General features: G+C 68.0%; 13 protein-coding genes. All 13 read left to right on the plus strand.

Annotation, left to right across the window (positions count from 1 at the left end):
- Positions 1–57: 57 nt before the first annotated feature.
- Positions 58–411, plus strand: coding sequence for an NADH-quinone oxidoreductase subunit A (locus HPY67_10230; GenBank protein ID NPV05095.1), 354 nt, complete (start codon positions 58–60; stop codon positions 409–411).
- The gene (locus HPY67_10235) at positions 402–881 is read left to right on the plus strand and encodes an NADH-quinone oxidoreductase subunit B (protein ID NPV05096.1); all 480 of its coding nucleotides are present in this window, start codon (positions 402–404) and stop codon (positions 879–881) included. Before HPY67_10230 ends, HPY67_10235 begins: the two co-directional genes overlap by 10 nt.
- Complete coding sequence (locus tag HPY67_10240; GenBank protein ID NPV05097.1) at positions 878–1333, plus strand: NADH-quinone oxidoreductase subunit C; 456 nt, start codon at positions 878–880, stop codon at positions 1331–1333. The genes HPY67_10235 and HPY67_10240 overlap by 4 nt, the downstream gene beginning before the upstream one ends.
- A complete protein-coding gene (gene nuoD / locus HPY67_10245) occupies positions 1330–2499 on the plus strand; it encodes an NADH dehydrogenase (quinone) subunit D (GenBank protein NPV05098.1) in 1170 nt (389 codons plus the stop codon). The genes HPY67_10240 and nuoD overlap by 4 nt, the downstream gene beginning before the upstream one ends.
- A 46-nt stretch (positions 2500–2545) precedes the next feature.
- Positions 2546–3028: an NAD(P)H-dependent oxidoreductase subunit E gene (locus tag HPY67_10250; protein ID NPV05099.1), complete on the plus strand. Its 483-nt coding sequence runs from the start codon at positions 2546–2548 to the stop codon at positions 3026–3028.
- A 33-nt stretch (positions 3029–3061) separates the two neighbouring features.
- Positions 3062–3454, plus strand: a complete 393-nt coding sequence (locus tag HPY67_10255) for a (2Fe-2S) ferredoxin domain-containing protein (protein NPV05100.1) — start codon at positions 3062–3064, stop codon at positions 3452–3454.
- 170 nt (positions 3455–3624) lie between these two features.
- The gene (locus tag HPY67_10260; protein NPV05101.1) at positions 3625–5238 is read left to right on the plus strand and encodes a 4Fe-4S binding protein; all 1614 of its coding nucleotides are present in this window, start codon (positions 3625–3627) and stop codon (positions 5236–5238) included.
- A 9-nt stretch (positions 5239–5247) separates the two neighbouring features.
- Positions 5248–7584 (plus strand): molybdopterin-dependent oxidoreductase, encoded by a 2337-nt coding sequence (locus tag HPY67_10265; GenBank protein ID NPV05102.1) that lies wholly within the window; start codon positions 5248–5250, stop codon positions 7582–7584.
- Entirely contained in the window at positions 7581–8540 is a 960-nt protein-coding gene (gene nuoH, locus HPY67_10270; protein NPV05103.1) for an NADH-quinone oxidoreductase subunit NuoH, read from the plus strand. Before HPY67_10265 ends, nuoH begins: the two co-directional genes overlap by 4 nt.
- Before the next feature lie 9 nt (positions 8541–8549).
- Complete coding sequence (nuoI, locus tag HPY67_10275; GenBank protein NPV05104.1) at positions 8550–8975, plus strand: NADH-quinone oxidoreductase subunit NuoI; 426 nt, start codon at positions 8550–8552, stop codon at positions 8973–8975.
- Entirely contained in the window at positions 8972–9481 is a 510-nt protein-coding gene (locus tag HPY67_10280) for an NADH-quinone oxidoreductase subunit J (protein ID NPV05105.1), read from the plus strand. The genes nuoI and HPY67_10280 overlap by 4 nt, the downstream gene beginning before the upstream one ends.
- Positions 9478–9777: an NADH-quinone oxidoreductase subunit NuoK gene (gene nuoK / locus HPY67_10285; protein ID NPV05106.1), complete on the plus strand. Its 300-nt coding sequence runs from the start codon at positions 9478–9480 to the stop codon at positions 9775–9777. Before HPY67_10280 ends, nuoK begins: the two co-directional genes overlap by 4 nt.
- Before the next feature lie 5 nt (positions 9778–9782).
- Positions 9783–11651: an NADH-quinone oxidoreductase subunit L gene (gene nuoL, locus HPY67_10290; protein NPV05107.1), complete on the plus strand. Its 1869-nt coding sequence runs from the start codon at positions 9783–9785 to the stop codon at positions 11649–11651.
- Position 11652: the final 1 nt, after the last annotated feature.

The raw sequence follows: 11652 nt of genomic DNA on the forward strand, positions 1-11652 counted from the left end.
GCACGGCCGTTGCCATCCATCGCTCATCCTCTATTGAAAGGGGCAACACGCAACGGGATGACGGCCTCCACCTCCATCTCCATCTATCTGCTGCTGGTCGTCGGGTCGGCAGCCCTGATCCTTCTGCTCTCCCATTGGGTCGGGCGCCGCCCCCTGACCCCCGAAAAGGACGTGCCCTACGAATGCGGCATGCCCCCCGCCGGGAGGGCGGGCACACAGTTTCCCGTCCGGTTCTACAAGATAGCCCTGCTCTTCGTCGTCTTCGACGTGGAAATCGTCTTTCTGTACCTCTGGGCCGTCGTGGTCCGGGATCTCGGCTTCTTCGGGCTCGTCGAGATGTTCGTCTTCATCGCCGTCCTGCTGGCGGCCCTCGTCTACGTCTGGCACAAAGGAGACCTGCAGTGGGAGTAGAGCGATTCGGCGCAACCACCATCCTCACGGCCAACCTCGACCGCGTTGTCGGCTGGGCCCGGAAAAACTCTCTTTGGCCCCTGACCTTCGGGCTGGCCTGCTGCGCCATCGAGATGATCTCCACGGCCGCCGCCCGGTACGACATGGCCCGCTTCGGCATGGAGGTCTTCCGCCCCTCGCCGCGTCAGGCTGACGTGATGATCGTCGCCGGTACGGTGACCCGCAAGATGGCCCCCGCGGTCAAACGTCTCTACGACCAGATGGCCGAGCCGAAGTGGGTCGTGGCCATGGGCGCCTGCGCCTGCTCGGGCGGGCTCTTTCCGACCTATGCCGTCGTGCAGGGTGCCGATACGTTCCTGCCCGTCGATATCTACATCCCGGGCTGTCCCGTCAAGCCGGAGGCGCTGCTCGACGGCCTCATCCGGCTCCAGGAAAAAATCGCCCGCGAGGCGGCGGGAGGCGCACGATGAACCTTGACGCCCTCCGGGCGCGCTTCGGCACGGCCCTCGGCGAGCCGGCAACGTTTCGCGGCGAGACGACCCTGACGGTGGATCGCAACATTCTTGTCGCGCTCTGTGAATGCCTACGCGATGACGAAGCCCTTGCCTTCGATTTCCTCGCCGACCTGTGCGGCGTAGACCGCCATCCTGCCGCGCCGCGCTTCGAGGTGGTCTACCACCTGTATTCGGTGCGGCACGGGCACCGTCTCCGGGTCAAGGTTGCACTCGAAGAGGAAGACCCGGTCATCGACTCCGTCACGGGGGTCTGGGAGACGGCTGACTGGCACGAGCGGGAGTGCTTCGACCTCTTCGGGATCCGTTTCCGCAATCACCCCGACCTCAGGCGCATCCTGCTGCCCGACGATTTCGAGGGGCACCCGCTGCGGAAGGACTTCCCCCTGGAGGGGACGGACAGGACATGAGCGCCGAGACCCTGAGCCTGAACCTGGGCCCTCAGCATCCGAGCACCCACGGGGTTCTGCGCGTCATCCTCGAGCTCGACGGCGAGACCGTCGTCGACGCCCGCCCCGACATCGGCTTTCTGCACCGGGGTATCGAGAAGCTCGCCGAGAGCCGCACGTACCACCAGGTCATCGTACTCACCGACCGCCTCGACTACCTGGCGGCCCTGAGCAACAACCTGGCCTATGTCCTGGCGGTGGAAAAGCTCATGGACATCGAGGTCCCCCGGCGGGCCCGCTACGTCCGCGTCGCCCTGGCCGAGCTGCAGCGGATCGCGAGCCACCTGTTCTGGCTCGGCACCCACGCCCACGACCTCGGGGCCATGACGCCGCTGTTCTATGCCCTGCGCGAGCGGGAGGCGCTCATGGACATCTTCGAGACGCTCTCGGGCTCCCGGCTGACGCCCAGCTTTCTGCGGGTCGGGGGCCTGGCGGCCGACATCGACGGCCGCTTTGTCGGGTCCGTGCGGGCCTTCACGGACACCTTCCAGAAACGGGTGGACGAGTACGAGACGCTGCTGACGGACAACCCCATCTGGAAGCGCCGGACGAAGGGGGTCGGCGTTCTCGACGCGGGGCAGTGCATCCGCCTGGGCATTTCGGGTCCCATGCTGCGCAGCGCCGGGGTGCCCCTGGACCTGCGGAGGGCGCAGCCGTACAGCGGCTACGACGAATTTCATTTTGAAATACCCACCGGAACGGCAGGGGACGTCTACGACCGGTACCTCGTCCGCATCCGGGAGATGCGCGAAAGCGCCCGCATCGCCCGGCAGGCCGTCGACGGGCTCCCCGAGGGGCCCTGGACGGCGTCGGGCTCGCCGGCCGTCTTCCCCGCGAAGGACGAGCTGAAGCACAGCATCGCCGGCCTCATCCGGCATTTCGGTCTCGTCATGGAGGGCATGAAGCCCCCGGCGGGCGAAGTCTATCACGCCGTCGAGTCGCCGCGGGGCGAGCTGGGGTTCTACATCGTCAGCGACGGCGGCCCGCGGCCCCTGCGGCTCAAGGTCCGCCCCCCGTCCTTCGTGAACCTCCAGGGCCTCGTGAAGATGATCCGCGGCAGGCTCCTGGCCGACGTGGTGGCCGTCATCGGGGCCGTGGACATCGTGCTGGCCGAGGTGGACCGGTAAAAAAGGCAAAGGGCGAAAGGCATTCGGTCAAGGGAGAAGGGAAACGATGAGACAGGAGCTCGTGAAACAGTTTTCTGAGGAGCAGATGGCGAAAGTGGACGCCCTGATCGAGTCGCACCGCAGGGTGCCCGGCTCCCTGCTCGTGGTGCTCGAGAAGGTGCAGGACATCACCCTGTACTTGCCCGTGACTCTCCAGCGATACATCGCCGAGGGGATGGGGATCCCCCCGAGCAAGGTTTCCGGCGTGGTGACCTTCTACTCCTACTTCAGCACCGTCCCGCGGGGGCGAAAGGTCGTCAAGGTCTGCAGCGGGACCGCCTGCTACGTGAAGCGCTCCGGCGAGATCATGGACCGGCTCAAGCAGAAGATCGGGGTCGAGGAGGGGGAGGTCTCCGCCGACGGCGAGTACTCCATCGAGGAGGTCCGCTGCCTGGGGGCCTGCGGCCTGGCGCCCGTCGTCGTCATCGGCGAGGAGACCTTCGGCCTCATCGACCCGGAACACGTGGAGGAGATCATCGAAAAGACCTGAAACCGGGCTTTTGGGGAAACGGGGTGCGCGCACATGACCATCAAGGAATTGACTGAAATCAAGGAAAGCTACATCGACGAGCGGAAGAAAGAGCTCGAGGAGGGCGTGGCGACCGTCGACGTCCACATGGGCACCTGCGGCATTGCCGCCGGCGGGCGCAATGTCTTTTCCGCCCTGCAGGGGGAGATCGAGCGCCTCGGGATCGGCCGCGTGAAGCTGCGCGTCACGGGCTGCGCGGGACTCTGCAGCATGGAGCCCATGATCACCGTGCATCTTCCCGGGCAGGCGCCCGTCAAATACGGCAAGCTCGACGCCGCGAAGACCCGGGAGATCTTCTACAGCCACGTCCTAGGCGGCCGCCCGAAGGCGGAGTACGCCATCGGGCAGGGTCTCGAGAAACCGCAGAAACGGGTGGAGATCGAATGATCTCGTCGGTCAGCAAGATCGCCTACTGCGCGAGCCGGAGCTGCAAGTTCCGCAGGCCCATCGACGTGCGCTCTCTGCTGGAAAGGGCCCTCGACGAACTGGGCTATCGCGACCGGATCGGCCTCGTGGAGACCGAGTGCCTGATCTCGTGCTACCAGGGCCCCTCCATCATGTTCCTGCCGGGCGGCAAGGTCTTCCAGGTCCTCTCGGAGGAGCACTTCACGGAAACGCTGAAGGGCTTCTTCGCCTCGCTGCAGCACCCCACCTCGCCGTTGCTGAGCGAGCCCCGCACCGAGAAGGAGATCCCGGGGATCGAGCACCTGGACTTCTTTGCGAAGCAGAAGCTCATCGTGCTGCGCAACCGGGGCCACATCGACGCCGAGTCGATCGAGGAGTACATCGCCCACGACGGCTATCTCGCCCTGTACAAGGCCCTGACGGCCATGACGCCCGAGGAGGTCATCGGCGAGGTGAAGCTCTCGGGCCTGCGCGGCCGGGGCGGCGCGGGGTTCCCCACGGGCACCAAGTGGGAAGAGGCGCGCAAGTACGCCGCCTTCCCGAAGTACGTCATCTGCAACGGCGACGAGGGAGACCCCGGCGCCTTCATGGACCGCAGCGTCATGGAGTCGGATCCCCACGCCGTCCTGGAGGGGATGATCGTCTGCGGTTACGCCATCGGCGCCCGCCAGGGCTACATCTACGTCCGGGCCGAGTATCCCCTGGCGCTGCGGATGCTGCGGACGGCCATCGACCGGGCCCGCGAGAAGGGGTTCCTGGGCCGCAACGTCCTGGGCACGGGGTTCGATTTCGACATCGACATCTACCCCGGGGCGGGGGCCTTCGTCTGCGGCGAATCGACGGCGCTCATGTACTCCATCGAGGGAAGGCGCGGCATGCCGCGCATCAAGCCCCCTCGTTCCACCGAGTCGGGTCTCTGGGGCCGGCCCACGTGCCTCAACAACGTGGAGACCTTCGCCAACATCCCCCGGATCATCCTCAACGGGGGCGCGTGGTTCCGCTCCATCGGCACCGAGGACAGCACGGGCACGAAGGTCTTTTCGCTGACGGGGGCCGTGAAGAACGTGGGTCTCGTGGAGGTGCCCATGGGGACGGATTTGCGGACGATCATCTTCGAGATCGGCGGGGGCATCCGGGGCAACGCCCGCTTCAAGGCCGTCCAACTCGGCGGGCCCTCTGGGGGGTGCCTCACGGAACAGCACCTGCACCTGCCGGTGACCTTCGATTCGCTGCAGGACGCCGGCGCCATGATGGGCTCGGGCGGCGTCGTCGTCATGGACGACACGAACTGCATGGTGGACGTGGCCCGCTTCTTCACGCAGTTCAGCGTCGACGAGTCCTGCGGCAAGTGCGTTCCCTGCCGCGTGGGCCTCAAGGTCATGCTGGGCACGCTGGAGAAGATCATCGTCGGGCAGGGGGAGCCCTCGGACCTGGCGCTCCTGGAGAGGCAGGCCAACCACATCGCCGCCACCTCCCACTGCGGCCTCGGGCAGGCGGCCCCCAACCCCGTCCTGAGCACCCTGCGGTACTTCCGCGACGAGTACGAGGCCCACATCCGCGAGAAGCGCTGCCCGGCGCTGGTCTGCACGGACCTCATCCGCTTCGAGATCGACGCGGAGGCCTGCAAGCGCTGCGGACTGTGCGTGAAGGTCTGCCCCGTCAATGCCATTTCCTGGCAGAAGAAGGAGCCGGCCGTCCTGCACCGTGACCGGTGCATCCGCTGCAAGTCCTGCATCCGGGCCTGCAGGTTCAAGGCGATCCACTAGAGGAACCCCATGATCACCCTGAAAGTCAACAACATCGAGGTCACCGTCCCGCGGGGGAGCACCATCCTGCAGGCCGCCGAGAAGGCGGGCGTCTTCGTTCCGACGCTCTGCCACGACAAGCGGATCACCCCCTTCGGGGCCTGCCGCCTCTGCGTCGTCGAGGACCGGAAGAAGCCCGGCAGCCTGATCCCGTCGTGCTTCACCCCCGCGCGGGACCGCATGGAGATCCTCACGGAGACCCCCGCCGTACTCGACGCCGTGCGGACCCAGCTGCAGCTCATCCTCGTGAACCACCCCTTGGACTGCCCCGTGTGCGACAAGGCCGGCGAGTGTACCCTGCAGGACCTGGTGATCCGCTACAACATCACCGAGTCCCCTTTCGGGACAGAGCGTTTCGCGCGCTACGTGGACCGCCGCTCGCCGCTCATCGAGCGCGACATGACCCGCTGCGTCCTGTGCGGCCGCTGCGTGCGGATCTGCGGCGAGCTGCAGGGCCGGGACGAGCTGGAGTTTCTCCACCGGGGCCACCGGACGGTTGTGGGAACCGACGGGGGCCGGCCCCTCGATTGCGACTTCTGCGGGCTCTGCGTCTCCACCTGTCCCGTGGGCGCGCTCAACGACAAGCTCTTCAAGGACCGGACCCGCGTCTGGAAACTTCGGCAGGAAACCACCGTCTGCAGCCACTGCGGCCTCGTCTGCCGGGCCGACTTCCACCTGGAAGAGGGACGGCTGCGGCGCGTGACACCGGCCGCCGCGTCGGGAGGCGAAAAAGGCCTTCTCTGCGCGAGGGGGCAGTTCGGCTGGCGTGCCTTCGAGAGCCCCGGCCGTCTCGGCGCCCCGAAGCTCCGCAGGGACGGGGCGTTGTGCGAGGCCGGCTGGGACGAGGCCGTCGGCCATGCGGCGAAGGCCCTCGACGACATCCGGCGCGCCCACGGCGCGGCGTCGATCGCCCTGCTCACGGCGGACCATCTCACGACGGAGGAGGCGGCTGCCTGGGGCGCCTTCTGGCGGGACACCCTGGGCGGCGGCCCGATCGGCTCGATCCAGGCGGGCGGGTACCGCCGGATCCTCGAGATCCTCGAAGGCGCCCGGGGCACGCGGGTCGCAGTGGGGACCCTCCGGGATCTCGACGAAGCGAATGTCCTCATCGTCCTGGGAGGAGGGGCCGCCGAGATGCACCCCGTGCTCAAGCCCCTCGTCAACAGCTGGATGAAAAAGGGCGACAGGCAGCTCGCCGTCGTCTCGTCCTGGCCCGACGCCCTGACACGGCGGGCGACACTTGCCCTCACCGTCGGCCCCGGGCTGGTGGAGGAATTCTGCGCGGAGCTTCTCGAGGCCCTCGGCCCGGAGAGGATAAATCCCCCGGCTGACCTGGCGCGGTTCGGCATCGACTCCTGCACCCTGGCCCGCCTCATCGGCCTGCTCGAGGAAAAGCGGGACATCGTGGTGCTCGTCGCACCGGAGCCCTGCGGGGACAACCGGCACAAGGCGCGCCTGGCGGCCTTCCTGCAGGACCGGGTTCGGGCCGTCTTGCCCTTGGGAGGGCAGGCCAACAGCGCCGGCGCCGTGTTCGAAGCGGGCTTTACCTCCGGTGAAGTGGCCGTCGACGGGCTGTCTCTTGTCGAGGCCATTGAGGCCGGCCGCATCCGGGCACTCTACCTCCTGGGCGAAGATCCCCTCGAGAGCCTGCCTGAGCCGTCGCGGGTGCGGCAGGCCATGGAAAAGCTCGACTGCATCGTCTGCCAGGGCCCCTTCGAAACGACCGTGACCGGCCTTGCGCACGTGGTCCTGCCCGCGGCCCTCCTCCACGAGAAGCGGGGGACCGTTCTGTCGCTCCTGGGGGAGAAGCGCACCCTCCGTCCCGTGCTGCCCCCCTTCGGGCGGTCCCGGCCGGACGGGGAGATCCTCCGGGCCCTCGCCGCGGCCCTCGGCAGCGAGGCCGTGCCCCGCGTGCCGGCTGCCCCGGCGGCGCAGAAGACGGCGATCCTGTCCGTTGATGCCGTGCCGCAGGATGCCGGGCAGGGGATGCCCTTCATCCTCGAGGCGGTGCCCTCGCTCTTCGGCGACGGGATCCTGTCGAGGCAGAGCCCCGATCTGGCGCAGCTGCGCCGGGGCCTCCGGGTCGTGATGAGCGCCGGGGACTTCGAGCGCCTGGGGCTTGCGGAGCGTGAGATCGTGGAGGTCAGGACTCCCTTCGGCTGCGCCCGGGCCGAGGCGGAGCGGGACGCGGCCGTGCCGTGCAGCCGGCTTCTCCTGCGCCACGCGGCGGGCAGCGCCGCAGGTCTTTCCCTCACCCGGCCGGGCACAAGCGCCGTGCCGGCGGCCATTGCGAGGATCGGGACATGACGACAGCGGATTTCCTGTGGGGCGTAGTGCGGATCGTCCTCATCTTTTCGGCCGTCATGGGCCTTGTCGCCTATATGACCCTGATGGAGAGACGCTTTTTGGGCTTCTTCCAGGTCCGGCTGGGCCCCAACCGCGTCGGCCCCGGGGGCCTGCTGCAGCCGATCGCCGACGGGATCAAGCTCCTCTTCAAGGAGGACATGACCGTCTCCCATGCGAACCGCTTCTGGTTTCTCCTGGCGCCGGCCATCGCGCTCGTGTCGGTGCTGGCCTGCTTCGCCGTCGTGCCGGCTTCGCCGACGGTCGTCGTGGCGGATCTGCCCGTGGCCGTCCTGTACCTCCTGGCCCTCTCTTCCCTGGGCGTCTACGGCATCCTGATGGCCGGCTGGTCTTCCAACAACACGTACTCGCTGCTGGGCGGGCTGCGGGCCGCCGCCCAGATGATCAGCTACGAAATCCCGCTGGCGCTGTCCGTCGTGGGCGTGCTGATCCTCGCCGGCTCCATGAGCCTCGTCGAGATCGTGAAGGCCCAGGAGGGGCTCTGGTTCGCCGTGAAGCAGCCCCTGGGGTTTGCCCTTTTTCTGATCTGCATCTCCGCGGAGACCAACCGCACGCCCTTCGACCTGCTGGAGTGCGAAAACGAACTGGTCGCCGGCTACCAGACGGAGTATTCCTCCATGAAGTTCGGGCTCTTCTACATGGCCGAGTACGCCCACATCCTGCTGGCCTCGTGCCTGGTGAGCCTCTTCTTCCTGGGCGGCTGGAACGGCCCGCTTCTGCCGGCGCCCCTGTGGCTGCTCGTCAAGGTCTTCTTCGTCTTTGCGGCGTTCATCTGGGTGCGGGCCACCTTCCCCCGCATCCGCTACGATCAGCTGATGGGATTTTCCTGGAAGGTGCTGCTGCCGCTTGCCTTCGTGAACCTGATGGCGACGGCGGCGCTGACGGTACTCCTTTCGTGAGGAAATGACATGAGCAAGGCCCTGCTGAAGGGGTTGGCCCTGACCCTGCAGACGTTTTTCCGAAAGCCCGTCACGGTGCAGTACCCCGACGAGAAGCGGCCCGTTCCGGGTCGCTTCCGGGGGCGGCCGGCACTCGTCGCCCGCGAGGACGGCACGCCCCGCTGCGTGGCCTGCGGCCTCTGCGAGAAGATCTGCCCGAGCCTCTGCATCGCCGTCACGGCCGAAACGGGCCCCGAGGGCATCCGGGCGCTTGCCCGCTACCGCCTCGATCTCAACCGATGCTCCTTCTGCGGGCTCTGCGTCGAGGCCTGCCCGGTGGAGGCCATCATCATGAGCGCCGACTACGAACTGGCCGCCGCCGGCCGCGAGTCCCTTGTCTGGGACAAGGGGCGCCTGCTGGCCGGCCCGGGCCGGGCCGGGGAGGGACGATCATGATCGAGACAGTCCTCTTCTGGGTTCTGGCCGCCGCTTCCGTCGCCTCCGCCCTGGGGGTCGTCGCCCTGCGAAGCCCCGTTGGCAGCGTCATGGCGCTGCTTGCGGCCATGCTGGCCACGGCGGGTCTCTACGCCCTCATGGGGGCGCCCGTGCTGGCCCTCTTCCAGGTCATCGTCTATATCGGGGCCGTCCTCGTGCTCTTCCTGTTCGTCGTCATGCTCCTCGATCTCAAGGGGACCGCTGCCCGCGGGAGGCCCTCGGCCCGTGCCGCGGCGGCGGGCGCGGCCGGCATCGGACTCACGGCGGCGGCAGCCTGGGGGGCATGGAAGGGTTTTTCGCAGGCGGCCCCCGTGGGCGGTCCTCGTCCCGCGCCCGGCATTTCCGAGATCGCCATCGACCTCTTCGGCCGGCATCTGCTCGTCTTCGAGTTGACCTCCGTGCTGCTCCTGGCCGCGGCCGTCGGGGCCGTTTTCGTCAGCCGGACGAAAAAAAGGAGGCCCTCATGAGCCTGGAACACGTCGTCGGACTGGGGATCGTCCTCTTCGCCATCGGGGCGGCGGGGTTCTTCGTCCGCTCCAACGCCCTCGTGCTGCTTCTGTGCGTCGAGCTCATGCTCAACGCCGTGAACCTGATCCTCGCGGGGTTTTCCCGCTACCTCCACGGGACGGAGGGGCAGGTCTTCGTCTTCATGATCATGACGGTGGCCGCCGCGGAGGCCGCCGTGGGGCTTGCCATTCTCGTGGCCCTCTGCCGGCTCCTCGGGACCCTCGACATGAGCCGGATCAACATCCTGAAAGGGTAAGCGCCATGCTGTCCGAATCGATCTGGATCCTGCCCGCCCTGCCTGCCCTGGGGGCCCTGGCCAACGGCCTTCTCGGCGCCCGGTGGAGCGAAAAAGGCATTGCCGCCGTCGCCATCGGCTCCGTAGGCCTCGCGCTGGCGGCGGCCCTCGCCCTGCTGGCGGAGATGCTTGCCGGCCCGGCCGACCGGGCGTTCTCGGTCACGCTGTGGAGGTGGCTCTCCGACGGGGCGCTCCGCATCGAGACGGGCTTCGTGCTCGACCGCCTCGCCATGGTCATGGTCATGGTCATCCTCTTCGTGGGGTTTCTCATCCACCTTTACTCGGCCGGTTACATGAAGGGCGATACCGGGTACCGCCGCTTCTTCGTCTGCCTCAACCTCTTCGTCTTCTTCATGCTCGTCCTCGTGCTGGCCGACAACCTGGTGGTCACCTTCGTCGGCTGGGAGGGCGTGGGGCTGTGCTCGTACCTCCTCATCGGGTTCTGGCACGAGAAGACCTCGGCCTGCGACGCCGGCCGCAAGGCCTTCGTCGTCAACCGCATCGGCGACTACGGGTTTCTCCTGGGGACCCTGCTGGCCGCCGTGACCTTCGGGACGGTCAACTACGGGGACCTCGCCCGCCTCCTGGCGACGGGCCCCGCCGTCTCCGAAGGCACCGTCGCCGCCGTCGCCCTGCTGCTCTTCATGGGGGCCATGGGCAAATCGGCCCAGTTCCCTCTCCACGTCTGGCTGCCCGACGCCATGGAGGGCCCCACGCCGGTCTCGGCCCTGATCCACGCGGCCACCATGGTCAACGCCGGCGTCTACCTCATGTGCCGAATGGCGCCATTGCTCGAGAGGGCCCCCGCCGTGCTGCCCGTCATCGCCGCCGTGGGGCTCGTCACGGCACTCTACGCGTCGCTCTCCGCCCTGGGCCAGCGCGACATCAAGCGGGTGCTCGCCTACTCGACGGTGAGCCAGATCGGCTACATGTTCGTGGCCCTCGGATGCGGTCTCTGGGCCGCGGGCATGTTCCACCTCCTGACCCACGGCATCTTCAAGGGACTGCTCTTTCTCGCAGCCGGGGCCGTGATCCACGCCCTCGACGGCGAGCAGGACCTCTCGCGGATGGGGGGCCTCCTGAAGGACCTGCCGGCCGTCTCCGTCACGTTCATCGTGGGGGTCATGGCCCTGGCGGGGATCTTCCCCCTGTCGGGGTTCGTGAGCAAGGACGCCATCCTCTGGGGCGGCTTCGAACGCTACGGGCTCTTTTTCTGGCTGGCCGCCTTCGGCGGCGCCCTTGTGACGGCCCTCTACTCGGCAAAGCTCCTCTCGGCCTTTCTCGGCGCGCGGCGCTCCGGGGGCCGTCCCCACCGGCCGGGGCCTGTCATCACGGCCCCCCTGGCCGTACTGGCCGTCTTCGCGCTGCTCGCGGGGATCCCGGGGCTTCCGCTCTTCACGGCGGACACGTTCTTCTCCCGGTTCCTGGGCATGCCCGGCGCGGCGCCCGCAACGGCCGCGTCGCACACCCTCGAGGTGGCCCTCACGGTCCTGCAGACCCTGGCCGTCCTCGCGGCACTGGCCGGCGCGATCCGGCTCTTCACGAGGGCGCGCCGGCCTGCGGACCCGGCCGTCCTGGCGAGCGGCTTCGGCATCGACCTCCTCAACGACCGGCTCTTCGTCCGGCCCCTGAAGGCCTGCGCCCGCCTCTGCGCAGCCGTCATCGACCCGCGCCTCATCGACGGTGCCGTCAACGGCCTGGGCTCCCTCTCGATGGCCCTGGGCCGCCTTGCGGCCGGGCTGCAGACGGGGGAGCTTCGGCATTACGCCGTATCGCTGATGGCCGGGGCCTTTGCCCTGCTCGTCCTCACCGTCTTTTTCGCCGGAGGTCTCTGAG

The organism is Syntrophaceae bacterium, assembly GCA_013177795.1.
Lineage (GTDB): Bacteria > Desulfobacterota > Syntrophia > Syntrophales > UBA2192 > UBA2192.